Source organism: Corynebacterium argentoratense, from assembly GCF_021491455.1.
Lineage (GTDB): Bacteria > Actinomycetota > Actinomycetes > Mycobacteriales > Mycobacteriaceae > Corynebacterium > Corynebacterium argentoratense_A.
This window is the reverse complement of record NZ_JAKETN010000005.1, coordinates 102,983-124,831: the sequence shown is the minus strand read 5'-3', so window position 1 is coordinate 124,831 and position 21,849 is coordinate 102,983. Positions and strand designations below refer to the sequence as shown.

Annotated in this window: 19 protein-coding genes; 11 read left to right on the top strand and 8 right to left on the bottom strand. The window is 57.7% G+C overall.

Annotated elements, in window-relative coordinates; genetic code table 11:
- Positions 1-133 precede the first annotated feature (133 nt).
- A complete protein-coding gene (locus L1C91_RS07940) occupies positions 134-1,558 on the bottom strand; it encodes a CCA tRNA nucleotidyltransferase (RefSeq protein WP_419178726.1) in 1,425 nt (474 codons plus the stop codon).
- Positions 1,559-1,602: 44 nt separating this feature from the next.
- On the opposite strand from L1C91_RS07940, the gene L1C91_RS07935 reads away from it, so the two are divergent.
- From L1C91_RS07935 to L1C91_RS07905, 7 genes are all read left to right on the top strand, one after another.
- A complete protein-coding gene (locus L1C91_RS07935; protein WP_234858787.1) occupies positions 1,603-2,187 on the top strand; it encodes an NUDIX hydrolase in 585 nt (194 codons plus the stop codon).
- Entirely contained in the window at positions 2,184-4,310 is a 2,127-nt protein-coding gene (locus tag L1C91_RS07930; protein ID WP_234858786.1) for a hypothetical protein, read from the top strand. The genes L1C91_RS07935 and L1C91_RS07930 overlap by 4 nt, the downstream gene beginning before the upstream one ends.
- 62 nt (positions 4,311-4,372) lie before the next feature.
- The gene (locus L1C91_RS07925) at positions 4,373-7,402 is read left to right on the top strand and encodes a murein biosynthesis integral membrane protein MurJ (RefSeq protein WP_234858785.1); all 3,030 of its coding nucleotides are present in this window, start codon (positions 4,373-4,375) and stop codon (positions 7,400-7,402) included.
- A gap of 141 nt (positions 7,403-7,543) precedes the next feature.
- Positions 7,544-8,116 carry a sigma-70 family RNA polymerase sigma factor gene (locus L1C91_RS07920; RefSeq protein WP_021012418.1) on the top strand — a complete coding sequence of 191 codons (573 nt, stop codon included), beginning with the start codon at positions 7,544-7,546 and terminating at the stop codon, positions 8,114-8,116.
- Between the two features lie 119 nt (positions 8,117-8,235).
- Positions 8,236-9,189, top strand: a complete 954-nt coding sequence (trxB, locus tag L1C91_RS07915) for a thioredoxin-disulfide reductase (RefSeq protein WP_234858784.1) — start codon at positions 8,236-8,238, stop codon at positions 9,187-9,189.
- A gap of 36 nt (positions 9,190-9,225) precedes the next feature.
- On the top strand, positions 9,226-9,549 hold the full coding sequence (trxA, locus tag L1C91_RS07910) for a thioredoxin (RefSeq protein ID WP_234858783.1): 324 nt from the start codon (positions 9,226-9,228) through the stop codon (positions 9,547-9,549).
- A gap of 121 nt (positions 9,550-9,670) precedes the next feature.
- The gene (locus L1C91_RS07905; RefSeq protein ID WP_234858782.1) at positions 9,671-10,840 is read left to right on the top strand and encodes an N-acetylmuramoyl-L-alanine amidase; all 1,170 of its coding nucleotides are present in this window, start codon (positions 9,671-9,673) and stop codon (positions 10,838-10,840) included.
- 16 nt (positions 10,841-10,856) lie between these two features.
- Here the strand turns inward: L1C91_RS07905 and L1C91_RS07900 are convergent, their stop codons facing one another.
- From L1C91_RS07900 to rpmH, 7 genes are all read right to left on the bottom strand, one after another.
- Positions 10,857-12,017: a ParB/RepB/Spo0J family partition protein gene (locus tag L1C91_RS07900; RefSeq protein ID WP_234858781.1), complete on the bottom strand. Its 1,161-nt coding sequence runs from the start codon at positions 12,015-12,017 to the stop codon at positions 10,857-10,859.
- 2 nt (positions 12,018-12,019) lie between these two features.
- On the bottom strand, positions 12,020-12,964 hold the full coding sequence (locus L1C91_RS07895; RefSeq protein WP_234858780.1) for a ParA family protein: 945 nt from the start codon (positions 12,962-12,964) through the stop codon (positions 12,020-12,022).
- A gap of 84 nt (positions 12,965-13,048) precedes the next feature.
- On the bottom strand, positions 13,049-13,684 hold the full coding sequence (rsmG, locus tag L1C91_RS07890) for a 16S rRNA (guanine(527)-N(7))-methyltransferase RsmG (protein ID WP_046205007.1): 636 nt from the start codon (positions 13,682-13,684) through the stop codon (positions 13,049-13,051).
- 12 nt (positions 13,685-13,696) lie between these two features.
- Positions 13,697-14,656 carry a membrane protein insertase YidC gene (gene yidC, locus L1C91_RS07885; RefSeq protein ID WP_234652915.1) on the bottom strand — a complete coding sequence of 320 codons (960 nt, stop codon included), beginning with the start codon at positions 14,654-14,656 and terminating at the stop codon, positions 13,697-13,699.
- A gap of 19 nt (positions 14,657-14,675) precedes the next feature.
- Entirely contained in the window at positions 14,676-14,903 is a 228-nt protein-coding gene (gene yidD / locus L1C91_RS07880) for a membrane protein insertion efficiency factor YidD (RefSeq protein WP_021012426.1), read from the bottom strand.
- Positions 14,904-15,380 carry a ribonuclease P protein component gene (gene rnpA / locus L1C91_RS07875; protein WP_234858779.1) on the bottom strand — a complete coding sequence of 159 codons (477 nt, stop codon included), beginning with the start codon at positions 15,378-15,380 and terminating at the stop codon, positions 14,904-14,906.
- A gap of 83 nt (positions 15,381-15,463) precedes the next feature.
- Positions 15,464-15,607 carry a 50S ribosomal protein L34 gene (rpmH, locus tag L1C91_RS07870; RefSeq protein WP_081761677.1) on the bottom strand — a complete coding sequence of 48 codons (144 nt, stop codon included), beginning with the start codon at positions 15,605-15,607 and terminating at the stop codon, positions 15,464-15,466.
- Between the two features lie 935 nt (positions 15,608-16,542).
- On the opposite strand from rpmH, the gene dnaA reads away from it, so the two are divergent.
- From dnaA to L1C91_RS07850, 4 genes are all read left to right on the top strand, one after another.
- Positions 16,543-18,186 carry a chromosomal replication initiator protein DnaA gene (dnaA, locus tag L1C91_RS07865; protein ID WP_234858778.1) on the top strand — a complete coding sequence of 548 codons (1,644 nt, stop codon included), beginning with the start codon at positions 16,543-16,545 and terminating at the stop codon, positions 18,184-18,186.
- 561 nt (positions 18,187-18,747) lie between these two features.
- Positions 18,748-19,926, top strand: a complete 1,179-nt coding sequence (gene dnaN / locus L1C91_RS07860; protein ID WP_234858777.1) for a DNA polymerase III subunit beta — start codon at positions 18,748-18,750, stop codon at positions 19,924-19,926.
- Between the two features lie 13 nt (positions 19,927-19,939).
- On the top strand, positions 19,940-21,145 hold the full coding sequence (gene recF / locus L1C91_RS07855) for a DNA replication/repair protein RecF (RefSeq protein ID WP_234858776.1): 1,206 nt from the start codon (positions 19,940-19,942) through the stop codon (positions 21,143-21,145).
- Positions 21,138-21,743, top strand: coding sequence for a DciA family protein (locus L1C91_RS07850; RefSeq protein WP_234858775.1), 606 nt, complete (start codon positions 21,138-21,140; stop codon positions 21,741-21,743). The genes recF and L1C91_RS07850 overlap by 8 nt, the downstream gene beginning before the upstream one ends.
- Positions 21,744-21,849: the final 106 nt, after the last annotated feature.

Genomic DNA, 21,849 nt, shown 5'->3' with positions numbered 1-21,849 from the left:
CGCCCATCTAAGGTTCGAGAGGTGGAGGAGGGGTTTGGGGGATGCGCTGCGAGCGATTCTGCAGGACCGGCCGCGGGAGCAGCCGGACCGAAGCCTAGCGAGCGGCGCATACCCCGCAACCCCCGCCCTCAGGCTATTTGAACTCTTGCTCATACCAGGTGAGGAGCGCTGCTTCGGCTTCTTCGGGGGTCATGGGGCCGTTTTCGAGGCGGAGTTCTTTGAGGTGGTTCCAGGCTTTGCCGATGTGGGGTCCGGGGGGTAGGCCGAGGATGTTCATGATGGCGTTGCCGTCGAGGTCGGGGCGGACTTTGGCGAGGTCCTCTTGTTGTTTGAGTTCTTCGATGCGGGTTTCGAGGTTGTCCATTGCTTTGCGCAGGCGGGTGGCTTTCTTTTTGTTGCGTGTGGTGACGTCTGCGCGGACGATGGTGTTGAGTTTGTCGAGTAGGTGTTCGGCGTCGTTGACGTAGCGGCGTACTGCGGAGTCTGTCCATTGGTTGTCGGAGTATCCGTAGAAGCGCATGTGTAGGTAGACGAGTTGTGAAATGTCTTTGATGTGTTGTTTGGGGAATTTGAGGGCGCGGAGGCGGCGGCGGGTGAGTTTGGCGCCTTCGACTTCGTGTTGGTGGAAGGTGACGCCGCCGCCGGGTTTGGTGCTGCGGGTGTTGGGTTTGCCGATGTCGTGGAGGAGGGCTGCCCAGCGGAGGATGAGGTCGGGGCCTTGGGTTTCTTGGTCGATGGCTTGGCGTAGGACGGTGAGTGAGTGTGCGTAGACGTCTTTGTGTTGGTGGTGTTCGTCGGGGGTGAGTTGGAGGGCGGGGATTTCCGGGATGATGTGGTTGGCGAGGCCTGTGGTGACGAGGAGGTCGATGCCTTGTTCGGGGTGGTTGCCGGTGATGAGTTTGTTGAGTTCGGTGGTGATGCGTTCGGTGCTGATGCGGTTGATTTCTTGGGCCATGGTGGTCATGGCTTGGTGGACGCGTGGGGTGACGGTGAATCCGAGTTGGGAGGTGAAGCGTGCTGCGCGGAGCATGCGTAGGGGGTCGTCGTTGAAGCTGACTTGGGGTGGCTGGGGGGTGTCGAGGAGGTGATCTTTGAGGGCTTGGAGGCCGTTTAGGGGGTCGTGGAGTTGGTGGGTGTTTAGGTCCAGCGCGAGTGCGTTGCAGGTGAAGTCGCGGCGGATGAGGTCGCCTTCGAGGGTGTCGCCGTATTGGACGTCGGGGTTGCGGGTGATGCCGTCGTAGTTGTCGCTGCGGAAGGTGGTGATTTCGATTTGGAGGCCGTCGCGTTCGCCGGAGATGGTGCCGTAGCGGATGCCGGTGTCCCATACTGTGTTGCAGTATTTTTGGAGGATTTGTTCTGTGGTTTCTGGGCGTGCTGGTGTGGTGAGGTCGTAGTCGGTGCCGAGGCGTCCGAGGTAGAGGTCGCGTACGCTGCCACCGACGAGGTAGATGGGGTGGCCGGCTTGGGCGAAGAGTTCGCCGAGTCTTTGTATGGGTTTGAGGGCTTCGGCGATGTCGGTAGGTGTGGGGGCGGGTTGGCGGCTGTCGTGCTGGGTCACTGTTGTGAGTTTACAGGCCGGGCGGATGGACTACGATAATCATAATGAGCACGAAGCCGGGACCGCTGAAGAGACGCCGTATACCTAAGCGGCCGATGAGGCCTGTTGCGGCGCCGCCGTCGCGTATGCAGACGAGTAATGAGACGTCTGCTGGTGGTTTGGTTGTGTCGGGGTTGGCTGAGGCTGTGGGTGATGATGGCCGGGTTGATTTGTCGGCTGTGTATGTGGCGTTGATTGGCCGTGTGGATCGTCGGGGGCGGTTGTTGTGGTCTATGCCTAAGGGGCATGTGGAGCCGGGGGAGACGTTTGAGGCGACGGCTGAGCGTGAGGTGTGGGAGGAGACTGGTATTCATGGTGAGGTTTTTCATTCGCTTGGTGTGATTGATTATTGGTTTGTGTCGGAGGGGACGCGGATTCATAAGACGGTTCATCATTTTTTGTTGCGTTATGTGGATGGTGAGCTTAATGATGAGGATCCTGAGGTTACGGAGGTGACGTGGGTTCCGTCGACGGAGTTGTTTGAGCGTTTGGCGTATGCGGATGAGCGTAAGTTGGCTCGTCTTGCGCATGATTTATTGCCGGATTTGGCGCGGGCGGAGAGGGCTGCTGGGAGGCTTACGCCGCGATGAGTGGTGGCTTGTTGCGTCGGGTGGCGTGTGCGTGCGTGTGTGGGGTTGTGGGTGCGTGGGGGGTTGGTGTTGGTGTGGCGCAGCCGTTGCCGAATCCGGTGGATCCTAGTGATCCTGTGATGCGGTCGTGGTGGGTTGATCCTTCGGCGCGTGTGCAGGATAGTGATGCGCGTGTGACGGTGCGTTTGGTGGAGTTTGGGGGGCTTGGGGCTAAGGCGCGTTTGCGTGTTCATAATGGTTTGGATCGGGCTGTGTCTGATGTTGTGGTGCGTGTGCAGCATAGTGATCCTTTGGCTGATGTGGAGCAAGCGCGGGTGTTGTTGGCGGGGGATCAGTCGTTGTTTAGTTTTATTGAGCCTTTTCAGCGGGTGGGGTCTGTTGCTGCGGGGGAGGATGTTGATGTGGTGGTGGATGTGCCACGGGTTGAGGATGCTGGGGTGTATCCGTTTTTGTTTAATATCAATGGGGTTGTGGAGGGGCAGGAGTCTTATTTGGATTCTGAGCGGTTGTTGGTGCCGCATAAGATGGCGAGTGTGGGGGATGTGAGTGTTGTGGTGCCGTTGGCGGCGCCTGTTCGTGTGTTGCCGGGGGAGACGGGTGAGGCTCCGGAGCAGCAGCCGTTGATTTTGGAGGAGGATTTTGATGTTGCGCCGTTGACGGAGACGTTGCGTGCGTATCGTGATTTTGTGTTGGGGGAGCGTACGGGGGCTGCTGGGTGTTTGGCGTTGGATCCGCAGGTGTTGTTGGCGGTTGATCGGATGTCGCGTGGGTATCGGATTGCGGATCGTCGTACGTCGCCGGTGGATGAGACTATTCGTCTTCGTGATTCGTGGTGGTTGGATAAGCCGCGTTTTGAGGAGGGTGATCCGGCTCCGGCGGTGGAGTTTATGTCGGAGTTACACAACCTCGTTGAGGTTGCTTTTAAAAACAACCAACCGTCTGCGGTTCCCGCGGGCATACCTGGCGAAGACGGGGCGCCCCAAGCAAACAATGGAGGCGAGGACGCCGGGCACAACAATGATGGGCAAGGAACTGCGGGCCCGATACCTTCCGCGGCGTCAGGACCTGGTTGTATTATTTCACTACCCTTTGCTGGGGCAGACATTAACGCAGCATCACGCTCCGGCTTGGACCCCTTCCAAGGTGCAGACGCCATCGAACACATCCTTGGCGTCACCCCCCTAAGCTACGAGTACGCCCAAACCAACTTCGCGCTAGCCGCAACCCTCGACGCCATGGGGCCAGACCCCATCACCACACCCACCTCGGACCCCACCACCCGCTACGACTACACAATCGACTCCGAAGAAGCCCGCAGGCTCACAGCCAAAGCAGCAATCCAACTGCAAGCCTCCCAAGGCAACACCCTCATCATGCCCACCCGCGTCACACCACAAGACGCCCACGCAATCCTCGACGCCGCCACCGAAGCAATCGACCGGGGTGCCACCCCAACACCCGCACCGCGCAACAGACCAGAAATAGTGGACTCCCCGGCGTCATTAACAGACACAGAAATTGTGCGAGCCCGTCAACAATCCGGCTACATCGACGACCTGACAACCCTGATGGTCAACGATCCACAAATCACACTCACCAACACAGAATTCACCCAACCACTGCGCTACGACATTCTGCGCGCGCTGTCGCTCTACGACCGCCAATCGATGCACACCCACACCCAAGCCGTCCGGCGCAGCGACAACATCCTGAGCGCAAACCGCGATACGCTGCAACAACTGCGCAACAGCGTCAGCCTGCTGCCTCCCGGCAACGTCTACACCCGCACATCCGACAGCTCACCACTGCTGATCGTCGGCCGCAACGGCCTACCCCTACCCATCGACGCCCGCGTGCTTTATGACGCCCCGGGGGCCACGATCCACGTGCCGGACACTGTCCGCATACCTGCACAAGGCTCCATCACCATCCAAATGACCGCCGATTTGCCGGGCGACTCAGGCATCAAATTGTGGCTTGCAACCGAATCAGGCAATACGATTAGCGAACCTGTGGACATTCGTGTCCAGACTGCGCACATCCCGTGGCGATTCATCATCGCCGTGGGCATCGCTCTTGTGGTGATCCGTGCACTGGTAGTTTTTGGCAAAAGAAAGCGATAAGTACCCCTATGAGTACTCGAAGCAGAATCATCCGACCTAACCCCCCAGTGAGTGAAGCCGGCATGAACAACGCTCCTGCCCGCGGCCCCGGAGCCGAGGCAGTGGTGGACAGTGGTGCACCAACAGAGCGTTCTGCGAAAGCATCCGATAAGGACGTGGTGCGCGCGGGTGGCTCGATGGCTATCGCCACGCTGCTGTCCCGCATGACTGGCTTCTTACGCAACGTCGCTATTGGTGCGACGATGGGCCCGGCGATCTCTTCGGCTTTCAACACAGCCAACACTCTGCCCAACCTGATTACGGAGATCGTGCTGGGTGCGGTGCTGACATCACTAGTGGTGCCGGTGCTCGTCCGAGCGGAAAAGGAAGACCCAGACGGTGGAGCGGAGTTCATCCGCCGCATGTTCACACTGTCTGCAACTCTGCTGGTGGGTGTGACACTGCTGGCAATTCTGGGGGCTCCGCTCCTGACGCGGTTGATGTTGGATACGGACGGCAAGGTCAACTTGATCCAGTCAACATCCTTTGCCTACCTGCTGCTACCGCAAATCCTGTTCTACGGGATGTTCTCACTGTTCATGGCCGTATTGAACACAAAGTCTGTGTTTAGGCCCGGCGCGTGGGCGCCGGTAGCAAACAACGTGGTGGTTTTGTGCGTCCTGGGATTGTATTGGACGCTGCCTGGTGGTTTAACGCCAGATGCTCCTGCTGGTGTGGCTGATCCACACATTCTTCTGCTTGGTGTGGGCACCACGTTGGGTGTGGTTGTGCAAGCACTGATTTTGCTGCCTTCGTTGAAGCGGCTCAAGATTGATCTGCGGCCGCTGTGGGGAATCGACCATCGCCTGAAGCAGTTCGGTGGGATGGCGTTGGCGATCGTCGTTTATGTCGCGATCAGTCAGCTCGGCTACGTGGTGACAACCCGTATTGCGTCCATGAGTTCTGCTGGTGCGCCCATTATTTACCAGCAGGCTTGGTTGTTGTTGCAGGTGCCTTACGGCATTATTGGCGTGACCCTGCTGACTGCGATCATGCCGCGCCTATCGCGTAACGCAGCCGATGGCGACCACCGCGCCGTCGTCCACGACCTCACCCAGGCCACCAAGATCACCCTGCTGTCGATGATCCCGGTGATCGTCTTCTTCACCGTGTTCGGCCCCCAGCTGGCAACAGCACTGTTCGCCTACGGCGCCTTCGACGCCACTAGCGCGGGCATCCTGGGCTTGACGTTGAGCTTTTCTTCCTTCACCCTGATCCCTTACGCGATTGTTTTGCTGCATTTGCGCGTGTTTTACGCCCGTGAGGAAGCGTGGACGCCCACATACATCATCGCTGGTATCACCGCGACAAAGGTGCTGTTGAGCCTCCTGGCGCCCGTGGTAGCCAGCAGTGACCGCGACGTCGTTATCCTTTTGGGTGCCGCCAATGGTTTCGGCTTTATTTCTGGTGCTGTCATTGGTTCCTTCCTTCTGCGCCGTAAGCTTGGGCCGCTCAATGGTCGTTCGATTGCGCGGACAACGGCGTGGTCGCTGGGCGCGTCAATCGCTGGTGTGATTGTTGCGGTTCCGTTGGTGCGTTTCGCTGTGCAGCCACTGTTGGATCGTCTGCTTCCGGATCAGGGCATGGGGCGGTCGCTGTCGTACCTGTTGTACTGCGCGGTCGCGGGAACGGTGTTTTTGGCGACTGTGGCGTTGGTGCTGTCGCGCTCCAAGTTGGAGGAGTTGGCGGTGCTGGATGGTGTGAAAAACCGTCTGCGCCGCGGCCGTGCACAGGAAACCCCGGAGCTTCTGGAGCTGCCGCCGCTGTCGGTTGGGGAGGTTCGTATGCCGCGTCTGCTGCCCGGCGCGCCGATCGCTAATGGTGCGTTCCGCCTGTTGAGCAATCATGGTGAGATCGCCGGCGAGCACGGCCCGGGGGAGGGCGCGAAGTTGTGGGCTGCGAGCGAGGGCGATAAGCGTGTGGCTATTGCGTTTGCTCACGGTATCCATGTGGAGGCGACGCGCGCGTTGGCGAAGCACTGTGGCGTTCGGGTTCGTGTGTTCCCTTACCGCGAGGGGCATTTGGTTGTCACCCCGTGGCGCGAGGGCGTGGATCTTGTGGATGCCGAGGAGCGCGAGCTGATTTCGCACGCGGAGTTGGCGCAGGCGTTGCAGCCTTTCGATGCTTTGCCTTTGGCGTCGGCGCAGCAGTTGCGTCTGACTTCCGATGGTGTGGTGTTGGCGTTCCCGTTGGTGTTCACCGAGGATTTGTTGTCTTTGGGTGTTGACGTCGCGGGCCTTGCTGCGGCCACTAATGCTGCGGATTGTGGTGATCCGGCTAGTGGGGAAGAGTCTGACTGCTTTGAGCTTCCTGCGTCGGCTGGTTTTGCGCACCGGGCATTTAATGAGCTGACTGATCTGGATTTGGATGAGGTAGCTGAGGTTGAGCAGTGGGAGAAGCCCGGTAGTGGTTTGTTGGGTGCGGGGGAGACCCAGCCGGCTCCGGTGCCGCCGCTGTCTGCTGGTTTTGGTTCCCGGGGTTATTCCACGGGCGGCAAGCTTGTATTGGCTTCAGCTGTGATGATTGTTGTGTTCTCTGCTGCGGCGTTGGTGTGGTTGATTTTGGGTCGTTTGAGTGGCCCTTATGGCCCGGTGGCATCCGATCCGATTGCTAGTGTTGCGCCGAAGGTTGTGCAGGATTCTGGTCGTGTGGCGACGGTTGTGTCGGCGCGGCATTGGCCGGGTTCGGAACAGCTTGCTGTGAACAAGGAGGACCCTTGGGTGGCGTTGGATGCTGAAGGTGTGGCGTTGACGCTTGAGACTCCGATCCGTCCGACCAGGCTGTCGTTGGAGGCGCAGGGTGTGTCGACGAAGGTGTCGGTTTTTGGTGCGAAAGGCAACACGCCGCCGGTGCTGTTGGGTGAGGGCATGGTCGGTGGCCCCGATTCGGCTAACCCGGATGCGGTGACGGAGATCGCCCTGTCGGGGCAGGAGGAGTATTCGGAGATCATCGTGTGGGTGTCCCCCGAGCCTGTGCTGCACCCTGATGGTTCTGTAGCGGAGATGCCCGGGGAGGGCGTGCGGGTGTCCCAATTGACTGTGGCCGGCAAATAGCAGGCGCATCGCAAACACTTAGCTCGGCGAGCCCTCGGGGTGAGCGGTTTGAAAAACCGCCACACGCCCCGAGGGCTTGTTGTATTCTTGAAGAACTGTTTGTTTTTCCTATGGGGATGTGGGGACTACGGGGGGTTTGTTGTGGGGGAGTCGTCTAGCGACGCGGCGCAAAAACTCATGGATACAGAGCTGGTGCAGGCGCACCTGCGGGGCGAGCCCTGGGCCATGCCAGAGATCGTCCGCCGCTACCGTCCCATGATGGGTTTCGTCGCGCGCCGATTCTGCCGCACCTCGGAGGAAGTCGACGACATTGTCCAAGAAGCCCTGCTGAAAGCAGTCAACAACATGCCTTCCTTCCGTTTCGAGGCACAGTTATCCACCTGGTTGCGCCGCTTGACCTACAACGTCGCCTACGACCATGCCTTCCGCAGACCCTCCCGGGTGGAAACCGTCTGCCACCAAGGCGACCTTGGCGATGTTCGTGGGGAGGAGCCCGCTCACAGCGAGGAAATCTCCCACGGAAAGATCTTCATCCAAGACCTACTGGACCGCCTACCTCCGGAGCAACGCGCCGCTCTACAGCTCGTCGACCTACAGGGATATTCGCTTAATGACGTCGCGGAGGGTTTAGGCATCAAGGAAGGGACGCTGAAGTCGCGCCGGGCCCGGGCGCGGGCGGCACTGAAGGAGGTCCTGGCTCAGGTGTGGGAATAGCCTGCGTGGGGGCCGGGTGGGAATGAAACAGCCTGGGGGTGGCGTTGTAGGGGGTGGCGGCCAGCACCGGGCCGTGCGGTAAGGTGCTGGGAGAAACAAGTTCAGAAAGCGTGGTCTCTATGACAAACCCCACCGACGTCCGCGACGTCATCATTGTTGGTTCCGGCCCTGCCGGCTACACCGCAGCTGTGTATGCCGCCCGTGCCGAGCTCAAGCCCCTCGTATTTGAAGGTATTGAATACGGTGGTTCGCTGATGACAACCACTGAAGTGGAAAACTACCCGGGCTTTGCGGAGGGCATCATGGGCCCGGAGCTCATGGAGCAGATGCGCAGCCAGGCTGAACGTTTTGGCGCCGAACTTCGTATGGAGCTGGTAGAGGAGATCCGCCTGGATACTACCGCTGACGCCACCGGCACTCCCGTGCACACGGTAGTTGCGGACGGCGTCGAGCACCAGGCACGCACCGTCATCCTCGCGATGGGTGCAGCACCCCGCTACCTCGGTGTTCCCGGTGAACAGGAACTGTTGGGTCGTGGCGTGTCCGCCTGCGCCACCTGCGACGGCTTCTTCTTCAAAGATCACGACATCGCTGTCATCGGCGGCGGCGACTCCGCCATGGAAGAAGCACTGTTCCTCACCAAATTCGCCAAGAGTGTCACCATCGTGCACCGCCGCGAAGAATTCCGCGCCTCCAAGATCATGCTGGAACGCGCACAGTCGAACGACAAGATCCGCTTCGTCACCAACGCAACCGTGGCACGCGTCCTTGGCGAACAATCAGTCACCGGCCTGGAACTGCGCAACACTGTCACCGACGAACTGACGGAACTTCCCGTCACCGCCATGTTTGTTGCCATCGGTCTCGACCCGCGATCGGAACTTGTCCGCGACGTCATTAATACCGATGACGCCGGCTACGTGCAGGTCGCACAGCCGTCTACGCGTACCAATGTCCCCGGCGTATTCGCAGTGGGCGACCTGGTCGACAGCACCTACCAGCAGGCAATCACCGCCGCTGGTTCCGGCTGCCGGGCCGCCATCGACGCCGAACACTACCTAGCTGAACACTAAAAACCGAACGCTTTTAACACTTAAAGGAGACACCCCATGTCCGCAGCACAAGCAGTCACCAAAGACACCTTCAAGCAGGTCGTAGCCGAGTCCGGCGTTCCCGTACTCGTCGACTTCTGGGCACCTTGGTGCGGCCCTTGCAAGAAGCTTGGCCCCATCCTCGACGACGTCGCCGCGGAACTCGGCGAGCGCGCAAAAATTGTTAAGGTCAACGTTGATGAAGAGCGCGAACTAGGCACCGCCTTCCAGATCATGTCCATCCCCACCATGATCTTCTTCAAGGGCGGCGAGGCCGTAGCGCAGGTCACCGGCGTGCAGCCCAAGAGCACCATCGTTTCTAAACTTGAAAGCCTCATGTAGCTGGTAGTCTGGCCTGTTAGAAACATTAAGGTACAAGACCTAGAATGATACGGCTGTAAGCACCCGCGCACCTTGTGGGTGCTTCGTGCCCGCTTGAGCCCATGGAAGGGATGCGTCAGCAGTGACTGAGGTTTTGCGTGTTGGTGACTCGGATCCCCGAGTCGCAGAGGTTCGAGCAACCCTCGCTCGACTCGGCCAACTCGACGGATTCGACGGTGCCGACACACAGTCCTTTTCCGCCAGCGACACCCACTTTGACGCCCACTTGGCCCAAGCGTTGCAGGCCTTCCAGCAGTCCCGCGGCATCATCGCCGACGGTGTGATCGGCGAGGTCACCCTGCGTGCACTTCGCGAGGCCTCCTACACGCTTGGCGCGCGCGTCCTGCAGTACCAACCGGGCAAAGTACTGGTTGGCGATGATGTCGCTGAACTTCAAGATCAACTGCACGAACTAGGCTTCTATTCTTCCCGCGTCGACGGGCAATTCGGCCCCGCCACCCACGAAGCCGTCATGAACTACCAGCTCAACTACGGCCTGAACACTGATGGTATCTGTGGGCCAAACACCGTCCGCGCCCTGTCCTACCTGGGGCTGCGCATCACTGGTGGTTCGCCCAATGCCATCCGCGAAATGGAGCAAGTCCGCCGCGCAGGCCCCCGCCTGACCGGCAAACGCGTCGTCCTCGACCCGGGCCTGGGTGGCCAGAACAAGGGCCTCACCGTCAAGGGCCCCTACGGCGACATCACGGAAGAGGAGATCCTCTGGGACATCGCCAGCCGCATCGAAGGCCGCATGGTCGCCGCCGGTGTGGAGACAATCATGTCCCGTCCCCGCATGGACGACCCCACCTTTGAGGACCGCGCAGAAATCGCTAATGCTTTTGGCGCCGACCTGATGCTCTGCCTCCAGTGCGACCGCTACCCCAACGACAAAGCCAATGGTGTCGCTACGTTCTACTTCGGCTCCGAGAAGGGCAGCAACTCCATCACGGGTGAGAAACTCTCTGGTTTTATCCAGCGTGAGATTTCTGCCCGCACGGAATTAACGAACTGCGGAAATCATGGCCGCACCTGGGATATTCTGCGCCTGACGTACATGCCGGCGATCGACGTTGTGCTTGGGTACCTCACCAATCCCAATGACGTCGCGATCCTCACGGATCCGCAGGCCCGTGACGCTATCGCAGAGGCCATTGTTGTTGCCGTGAAGCGCCTTTACCTTCTCGACGATGACGATCAGCCGACGGGCACCTACAAGTTCTCGGAACTCCTAGAACAAGAAGTGCTTTAGCTGCCCCCTCGATCGGCTAGCGCTCGTCGCTTCCCCGGAGCAACCCGATGATTCGTTCAAAATCATCCTTATCACCGAACTCCACCACAATCCGGCCCTTACGCTTACCAACGCTCACAGACACCCGAGTATCCAAACCATCAGCCAAAGACTCCGCCGCCTGAGTGAAAAACTCCGGCGTCGGAGCCTTCTCACGCTTCGCCTTCTTCGCTGGCTCATCGCCGCGATTAATCAGCACCACAGCCTCTTCTGTAGCCCGGACCGACAAGCCTTCCGCAACGATCCTGTCAGCCAAAGCCTCCTGCGCTTGCGCACCGGCCTTCAAACCCAACAAAGCGCGGGCATGACCAGCACTAATAACACCGGAAGCGACCTTACGCTGCGCCCCCACAGGCAGCTGTAGAAGACGCAACATATTGGTGATCAACGGACGCGAACGACCAATCTTATCCGCCAACTCAGTTTGGGTAACACCGAACTCCTCCAGCAATTGCTGATAGGCGTGCGCTTCTTCCAAGGGGTTCAACTGCACACGGTGGATATTTTCCAGCAACGCGTCGCGCAGCATGTCCGCGTCATCAGTCTCACGAACAATCGCCGGGATACGCTTCAGCCCAGCCTTCGTCGCCGCCCGCAAGCGACGCTCACCCATGATCAGCTCATAAGTGCCATGCGGGGCGCGACGCACCACGATCGGCTGCATCAAACCAAACTCACGGATCGAATGGATGAGCTCCTCAAGCGCGGCCTCATCAAAAACCTGACGAGGCTGCTTTGAGTTCGGCGCAATCGCACCAATCGGAAGCTCCTCGTAAACCGCACCAAAACTATCCACGTTCGTGCCAGCCTTAGCGGCAGCCTCCGCAGCACGGCCCGAAGAAGCAGTATTCTGCGGGCCATCGCCCAATAACACACTCGCGGCACCACTACTTAAACGAGGCTTCGACTTACCCCCCGGCACCACATTGGTCATATCTACCTTGCGTTCCGAAGAAGCCGCCTTCGAAGACTGTGCTCCCCGCGCCCCCTTCGACTTCCCAGCAGATTCAGCACCAGAAGCCGCCTTGTCAGCAGCGGTTGGCGCGACGTCATTATCCACAGGATCGCCCTGAGGAATAAGCGCCGCCAAACCACGACCCAAACCACCCGTACGCTTTGCTGGACGCTTAGACGCCATGGCTACTTCTCCTCACCATCATCAGCCGAAACCGAACCCTGCGGGGCAGCACCCACAGGAGAATCACCCCTAGCCGGGTAATCACCGCGAGTCGCGATCTCCTTCGCCGCATCAAAATAAGCCATCGCACCACGCGAACCCGGGTCATATTCCAACACCGTCTGCCCATAACCCGGAGCCTCGGAAACCTTCACCGAACGAGGAATCACCGTTCGCAACACGACGTCACCGAAATGACCCTTGACCTCGTCAGCGACCTGCTCAGCCAACTTTGTGCGGGCATCAAACATCGTCAACAAAATACAAGAAATATGCAGCTCAGGGTTCAAATGCTGACGGATCATCGTGATGTTGTTAAGCAGCTGACCCACACCCTCCAGCGCGTAATACTCGCACTGGATCGGGATCAATACTTCGGTCACTGCAGTCATCGCATTAATCGTCAAGAGCCCCAGTGACGGGGGACAATCGATAAAGACATAATCGAAACCGTGGTCGCTCAAGAACTTCTCGTTTAACGCATCCGACAAGCGGTACTCGCGGCGCACCATCGACACGAGCTCGATTTCCGAACCAGCCAAATCAATAGTCGCTGGAATGCAGAACAAATTCTCATTGAAAGGGGAGGGCTGCATAGCTTCAGCCGGAGTGCACTCACCAATGAGCATCTCGTAACTCGACAGGGTGCCTGCCCGGTGCTCCGCCCCCAAAGCAGTCGACGCATTACCCTGCGGATCAAGGTCAACCACCAGGACCTTCAACCCACACACCGCAAGGCCCGCGGCGAGGTTCACCGAAGACGTCGTCTTGCCGACGCCACCCTTCTGGTTGGCCACAGTCAGCTTACGGACCTTATCGGGCCGGGGCATGCTCAAGGTATTTGACTGCACCTGGGCAGCCCTCTGAGCTGCGGCTGCGATAGGGGTGTCGTCCCAAACCTCGTCCATTAAAGCCCCTCAAAAGTGCGAAGAAGATTCATAAAGCGTACCCGTTAACCCTATCGCACATCGCGGACTAATCCACGGCCGGGGTTAACGCCTGCGCTCAATACTGATCAACGTCGTCGGCTGAGGCAACAAGCCCTCGCCAACCACAAAGATTTTGGACGCCCCCGCGCCTGCTTTCGCGATAATCGCGGCGTCACGATCCAATTCTTCCGCCACGCTTTCGCCCTTCATCGCCGTCATCCGGCCGCCAACCTTCGCCAACGGCAAGGACCAGTGCGCCAGCTTGCCCAGGGGAGCGACCGCGCGGGAGGTCACGACGTCAGCGAGACCAACCTGCTTACGGATAGCTTTGTCCTCGGCGCGGCCACGCACCACAGTCACGTTGGGCAGCTCCAACTGGTCGACGATCTCAGCCAGGTAAGTGCTGCGCTTGAGCAACGGCTCAATCAGGGTGATGTCGAGATCTGGGCGGGCGATCGCCAAGGGAATGCCCGGCAGGCCCGCCCCAGAACCGATGTCGGTGACCTTGATGCCGTGGCGCATGGCTTCCCCAATCACGGCGCAATTGAGGATGTGACGATCCCACAGTTTCGGAATCTCACGAGGCCCCATAAATCCGCGGATGTTTCCATCAGTGGCGAGGGACTCGTGATAGCGGATTGCCTTCGGGAGGTTGTCTCCGAAAATTTCTTCAGCTGCTGCTGGGACGTCTTGTTTCACGTGAAACGCTGCCTACTTCTTCTTTTTCTTGTTCTTAGCGTTCTGAGGGCGCTGACCCGGCTTCGGGGCGCTGGCGCGCTTAGCCTCACGCTTGGCTGCGAGCTCTTCTTCCTCTTCACGGTCCATCTTCGCGAAGACGTAACGCTGCTGGAAGAAGGTCCAGATGTTGTTGGAGAGCATGTAGAACAGCAGGCCGATGTGCCACACAGCACCGGTGAACAAAATCATGCCCGGCATAAACCAGACCATCATCTTGTTCATCATCTGCATCTGCTGCGCCATCATGTCATTCTGCGGCGCCTTCTGCTTGCCGCTGGCGATACGTTGCGCATTGCGGGCAATCGACATCTTCGCAACAAAGTGCGTTGCGGTAGCAGTCAGCAGAATCAATGGGCCCGCAACCATGATGATCTTCGTGCGGGTGAAGTCCACCGGCTGGAAGGCCTCATACATAGAATCCGGCATGGAGATGTAGGCCGAGAGGGGAACGCCGAAGAAGCGAGCATCCAGGAAGCTCTGCACATCAGAGGGGGAGAAGATGTAATTCGCAGTCTGACGGTTTTGCTCGATGCTCAAACCCAACTGGAACTTGCCCGTACCGGTTCGGTTGAAAGAACGCAGCACGTGGAACAGACCAATGAACACTGGCATCTGAACAAACAGCGGAAGACAGCCGGCTAGGGGATTGACACCCATTTCCTTTTGCACCTTGCGCATTTCGACCATTTGGCGCTGCTGGTCGTTTTTGTACTTGTTCTTGATTTCCGTCATCAGCGGCTGCATTTCCTGCATCTTGCGCGCTGAACGCATCTGGTTCATCATCGGACGAACCAGCAGAATACGAATAGTCCACGTCAGGAAGACGATCGACAGCAGCCAGGTCACACCCCAGTTGGGGTCAAGCACCAGCGAGAACACTTTGTGCCAGAACCACAAGATTGCGGAAATTGGCCAATAGATGAAATTAAGCACGGTAGTTCGTCAAACTCCCTTAAAGATGTTTCTGCGGTACGGGATCGTATCCGCCTGGATGCCACGGCCCGCACTTCACAATGCGAACCGCAGTCAAATAAAGGCCCACGATGGCGCCCCTACTTTCTAACGCTTCGAGCGCATAATTGCTGCATGTTGGCTCAAAACGGCACGTGGAGACCATTTTAAGGGGTGAAAGGTACTTTTGGTAGCCACGCACGGCTTTCATCAGCACAGCGGACAACATTTATCTGCCCACCCCTTGGCGTGCTTGGCGAGCACTCGTATGAGTTTTCGCGCCAAAGGATTTGTCGAAGGCTTTATCCAAAGCAAGTTCGAGTTCCCGTTGAAGCTCGACTGTTGTTAATGACGCCGCGCCTGGAAACGCACGCACGACAACGTCAATGTAGCCACGTGGTTGCCCCGCGGCGTCAATACCCAAGGCAGGATGTTCGGCCTTAACTAGGTTAAAAAATGCCGCGCGAAGTTTGCGTGCAGTGTTGTGCCGAATGACGGAATTACCCACAGCCTTGGAAATAACCAGGCCGCAGCGTGGTGCGCAAGGTGTCGCTAGCTCAACCGAAAGCCCACTAGTTTCACCCGGCAGGGTGGCTCTGGCGCTAAGAAAGTGAATCATCAGGTTGCGGGATTTAACCCGACGACCCTTTTTCATCACAGTCTTAAACTGCGCCTGTGTGCTCAAACGATGTTCAACGGGAAGCACAGCACCACCTCAAAAAGACATGACAATGCAAAACGGCCCGAGGAAACCACGGTGGGCTTCCCGGGCCGTTTAAGCGTTAGTGCTTACGCAGTGAGCGAAGCACGGCCCTTACGACGACGAGCCGAAACAATTGCACGACCCGCGCGAGTACGCATGCGGGTACGGAAGCCGTGCACGCGTGCACGACGACGGTTGTTCGGCTGGAACGTCCGCTTGCCCTTAGCCACGGTGAACACTCCTTAAAATAAAACGACGGTTTAATAGCAAAGCCAACCGCATCGGGCGATGGCTTTGTCGCGACCTACGACAATGAAACCCCGGCAAGAATGGGCTAAAAAGACCCTGTGCCAGGGGATCACCTGTAAGGCGATGCGATACGCGACAGCAACCGATGTTTAAACAAGGGCTCACTATCTGCGACAGACTCACAACAGGTTACGCGTCGGACTACAGATAAACAAATCGACACGCCGAATGCTGATTTCGGCATCCTTGCTGGCAGTGGCACAAACTGCAAGCGCGAAGAAAGCACCCCTAACTACCCCTGAAACAACACTTTTGTAATTTCGGTGCTGTTAATTTGTTCTCAAGTCCCGAAGGTTCGTGTGCAGCTTAACAGCCAACGCCGACACACTTCAGTGCTCAATACAACTAGGCAAGCCCTAAAAATGCACGCCTTGTCGGCGTGTCGCCACCGACAGCTAGCCGCAGGCGTTCGTCAACGCAAGCGATTAATCCGAACAATTCACAGCAGTTTTTCACACCCCGAAGCGCCCATAATGGGCCTCGGAAAACACGAGCCGATCAACCCAGTACACCCATGCAAACGCCTGCCTAGACACCAGGGAGGGGTTGGGGGTAAATATGTGTCTGATCCGAGCTTTGCTCACACCCTGTGAAAACACAGCGACTGTGGATAACTCTAAACTTTTACTTGAGACTTAAGGTTTAAGGTTAAAAAAATCCCAGGTCATAGGGTAGATCAAAGTTCACACAGTTATCCACAGCCCTGTGATGTCCCTGTGGATAACATGCCGGAAAGAAGTTATCCACAGGTGTGGATAAAACTGTGAAAGCCAAGGCATCGGCGTTTTTTACCTGTGGACACCACACGTGGAAAACTTTCAAAAAACGACACGAATCGACGACGAAGGGAAAACGAGTGACAACAAACAATGAGGACCTGCGCGCCACCTGGACGCAGGCGCTCGACGACCTTGTCGCACTCGGCAACAACCCCCAATCCGGAATACCGCCACTGAGCGCACAACTGCGCGCCATCGCCTCAATCGCAACACCCGTCGCCGTCATCCCCGGATTCTTCATTGTCTCCGTCCCCCATGCCTACGCACGCGACCAGCTCGAAGGCCAACTATCCCCCCACCTCGAAACAGTCCTCAGCCAACGCATGGGGCAACCCTGCGGACTCATCGTCCAAATCGCAGCAGCCGCCCAACCCACCGAGGGCTACCACCCACAACCCACCGCACAACCACACACCCAACACCCCGCAGCAGCAACACCAGTAGCGCCCACTGAACCTGCCCCACAACCCCAACCAACCCCCACACCACAACCCTCAGACGCAACAGTTAACCCTGCATACTGGGACAACCTCCCACTGCCCAATAACGACGCACCAGCACAATCAACCCACACCCCCGCACCAGAACCCACACCTGAACCGGAACAACCAACCACCCCAGACACACCCACCATCTCCACCGTCACACAAGCAACAACCCCAACCCCCGCGGCGTCAACAAGCGAAAACACACTTAACCCCAAATACACCTTCGACTCCTTCGTCAAAGGCCCCTCCAACGAATTCGCCCAAGCCGCAGCCTTTGCCGTAGCCGAAAGCCCCGCAATCAACTACAACCCCCTATTCATCTGGGGCGGCTCCGGCCTCGGCAAAACCCACCTGCTGCACGCCGCCGGAAACTACGCCCAAGTGCTCCAACCCGGCCTACGCATCCGATACGTATCCAGCGAAGAATTCACCAACGACTACATCAACTCCGTCCGCGACGACCGCCAAGAAAGCTTCAAACGGCGCTACCGCAACCTCGACATCCTGATGGTTGACGACATCCAATTCCTCCAGGGTAAAGAGGGAACCCAGGAGGAATTTTTCCACACTTTCAACGCACTCCACCAAGCTAACAAACAAATCATCCTCTCCTCCGACCGACCCCCCAAGCAGCTCACCACCCTGACTGATCGCCTGCGTACTCGCTTCGAAGGCGGCCTAATTACCGATATTCAGCCGCCAGACCTCGAAACACGCATCGCCATCCTGATGAAAAAAGCGGCCATCGACAACACCATCGTTGGGCGCGACGTCCTGGAATTTATCGCCAGCTGTTTTGCCTCCTCCATTCGCGAACTCGAAGGCGCTTTAATCCGCGTAGCCGCGTATTCCTCGCTGATCAACAAGCCCATTGACGTGGAGCTGGCAAAAATCGCTCTGCGTGACATGATTCCCGGCGTCCGCAACGTTAAACCTGACGCCGCGACCATCATGGAAGCAACAGCCACCTACTTCAAGATTTCCCCTGACGCCCTCCGTGGCACAGGCAAAACACGTGCTGTTGCGCATGCGCGACAAATCGCCATGTACCTGTGCCGCGAGCTGACCGACCTTAGCCTGCCGAAGATTGGTGAAAACTTCGGAGGTAAAGACCACACCACCGTCATGTACGCCGATCGGAAAATCCGCAAAGAGATGACCGAAAAGCGCGACACTTACGACGAAATTCAGGAAATCACCCAACAGATCATGAATCACGCGCCCTTGGGCTAGGGCCACTTGAAGCCACGAGCGCCAGCAGGACAGTACTTCCTGCTGGCGCTTTGTGCTGCAAAGGGCATGTTTTCACAGTTTCCACAGAGTTATCCACAGGATTGTAACTACAGCCGTGTAATTAAGAGATCTTGATAACTTTCCTTGTCTTTTCAAGTAGCCGTGGCGGCTGTGGATAAACCACGCAAAAAAGTGGATAAACCACACAGTGGCTGGGGAAAAAATGTGTGAAAAACAGCAGGTCAGAAAGTTATCCACAGAAGAGCAGAATTATCCACAAATAATTCACAGGTCTAAGCACAGCACGACACGCCGCGATATGCTGGGGAAATAGGCCTACATCCACAACACTCACAGGACTTACTGCTACTACCAACTAAATTTCCCTGAAAACCTTAAGAGAAACGGGGTGTGTGTAATTCTCGCCCCCGATTCTCAAGTAAGCCGCTTTTTGAGATCACTGAAATGACAACAATCGCTTCGCTGAGGTTGTCAGCCGCTGGCTGTAAACCTGTACACTTTTGTTGTTTACAAACCCATCTACGAGGAGCACGCCACACTATGGACGCACAGGCAGTCGCGTTTCGAGTCTCAAAAGACGACCTGACCAGCGCAGTTTCTTGGGTTGCACGCAACCTACCCTCGAAGCCCGCTCAGCCCGTGCTTCGCGCCATGGTAATTACAGCAACCGACGATGGACTCGAGCTCGCAGGTTTCGACTATGAGGTTTCCACCCAGGTAGCCATCCCCGCAGAGGTCTCCACCCCGGGCCGAATCGCAGTTGCCGGCAAGCTCATTGCTGAAATTATATCCACCCTGCCCAACAAGCCCGTTGACCTGCACGTTGAGGGCAGCACTGCCTACATCACGTGTGGTTCTTCGCGCTTCGAATTGCCCACCATCCCGCTGGACGACTACCCCAAACTTCCAGACCTTCCGGAAGAAACAGGGCAGCTTGATTCCAAGTTGTTCACCCGCGCTGTCAACCAAGTAGCACTCGCAGCGGGCCGCGATGAAACACTGCCAATGCTGACAGGCGTGCACATCGAAATCGATGGAAACAGCGTTTTGATGGCAGCAACCGACCGTTTCCGTCTAGCAGTCCGCCGCTTTGAATGGTCGCCGACCAACAGTTTCGTCAAAGCTAAACTCCTGGTGCCTGCAAAGACCCTCCAAGAGCACGCACGCACGCTGGATAACGTGGACACCATCCACCTCGCAGTGGGCAACGGTGAGGAAATCTCCAGCGAAGGATTGTTCGGTATAGAGGCCGAAAGCCGTAAAACGACAACCCGCATGCTGAGCGCAGAGTTTCCCAATTTCCAGCCGCTGCTTCCCAAGACCCACACGGCGATGGCCAGCGTTGAAATCGCACCTCTGGTGGACGCAATCCGCCGCGTGTCCTTGGTGACCGACCGCAATGCGCAGATCCGCATGGAATTCTCCGAAGGACAGGTTATTTTGTCCGCAGGCGCAAGCGATTCCGGCCATGCCGAAGAGGTAGTGCCCTGCGCCTTTTCTGGCGAGCCGCTGTTGATCGCCTTCAACCCCGGATACCTGAAGGAAGGTCTCGGCGTCATCAACACTGATCGTGTTGTTTTTGGTTTCACCCAGCCGTCGCGCCCTGCAATCCTCATCCCCGAGCCCGAGGAATTCCCCGTCGCTGGCGACGATGGTGTGTTTGCTACCCCGGACACTGACTTCACCTACCTGCTGATGCCCGTGCGCCTGCCGGGCTAGGTCCGAAACCCGCATGCACCTGCGTAAACTCGAGCTAAGAAACTATCGATCCTGGAGGGAGCTCAACCTAGAGCTCGCCCCAGGCGTCACCGTTCTCGTTGGCCGCAATGGTTTCGGCAAGACTAACGTGGTCGAAGCCATCGGCTATCTGGCTCACCTGTCTTCGCATCGCGTTCATAATGACGCCCCCTTGGTTCACGCAGGACACACTGCCGCCCGAGTGTCAGCAACAGCTGTCAATGGGGATCGAGAACTCACTGCGCATTTGCTCATCAAGGCGCAGGGAGCGAACAAGGCGCAAATCAATAGGACAAAAGTGGGCTCGCCCAGGGAAATCCTGGGAATTGTGAAGTCTATTCTGTTCGCGCCTGAAGACCTCGCCTTGGTTCGAGGTGAACCCGAGCAGAGGCGGCGCTACCTCGACGAGGTTATTGCAACCCGATCGCCCAGGTTGGCTGGGGTGAAGGCTGACTACGATAAGGTTTTGCGCCAACGAAACGCACTTTTGCGCAACGCCTCCTATGCATTGCGGCGCGGCTATGAGGATGCCGATGGTCAGGCTGCTTTGACTACCCTCGATGCGTGGGATTCCAGGTTGGCCCAGCTAGGTGCCCAGGTGATAGCTGCGCGACTGAATGTGTTGAGTGAGCTTGAAACCCACATTCATTCGAGCTACGCCCGTTTGGCACCGGAATCGCGGCCGGCAAGGGTTCACTACAGTTCGAGTGTGCCGCTGGATGATGCAACCGATGCGGCGTTGATAGAGGCTGCGATGCTTACAGAATTATCTAAGCAACGACGTCGCGACATCGAAAGGGGAATGAGCACTGTCGGGCCCCATCGCGATGATGTCATTCTTTTGCTGGGTGATCATCCGGCTAAGGGTTTCGCAAGCCACGGGGAAACGTGGAGTTACGCGTTGGCCTTGCGTCTAGCGGTGTTTTTCTTGCTTCGCTCGGAGGGGATAGACCCCATTTTGATTCTCGATGATGTGTTCGCAGAGCTCGATGCTCAACGCCGTCGCAAACTTGTAGACATTGCGCTGGAGGCAGAGCAGGTCATCATTACCGCCGCAGTGGGGGAAGACATTCCCGACACGTTGAACCCAACCGTGCACACGGTGCTAACGGAAACGGACAATGATGGCCGTTTTTCACTTCTTGGTGACCAAGTAGAAGCCGCTGTTGAAGCTCAACCGGAAGAAGGTGCTGATGAGTAGTGACACCGGCAGCGTGGATAACAACCAACAGCCTGAGCAAGATGGTGTGTCCGCAGCGTTTGCGCGTTTGATGCAGCAGGCCCAAGCGAAACGAACAACGGATAGTAAAACAGCTGGTGGAACGCAGCAGTCTTCAACACCTCGCGCAATGAAGGTGATGAAGGCGAGGAACGTAATGGATGCGGCAGCGGGTCGCTCGAGGCGCAGGCCCACGGGTAAAGATGGTCGAGCGTTGCCGTATCGACGTGATCCCCTGGTATTTGGTGTGACCCTTGAGCGGGAGATTAAGCGTCGCGGATGGAAAAAAGACATAGCGGGTGGTTGGGTGCACGCCCACTGGGATGAGTTGGTGGGGGAGAAAATAGCCCAGCACACGCGCGTGGAGATGCTTAAAGATAAGCAATTATTTATCACCTGTGACAGCACCTCGTGGGCCAGTAACCTGCGCCTTATGCAGCGTCAGATTCTTCAGGCGATCGCTGAAAAAGTCGGCTCGGATGTGATTGTGGAATTGAAAATTTTCGGCCCTAAGGCTCCTAGTTGGCGCAAAGGTCCGTTGCACGTCAAAGGGCGTGGCCCGCGGGATACTTACGGATAGCCGACCTGGGACAATCCACGAGATCCCCTATGAGAGGCCCGCAGACGCGCTCAAGTGCCTACCATGTGGGGGGTTATAGGGCGTGTACTATGGAGGGGTCTATAAA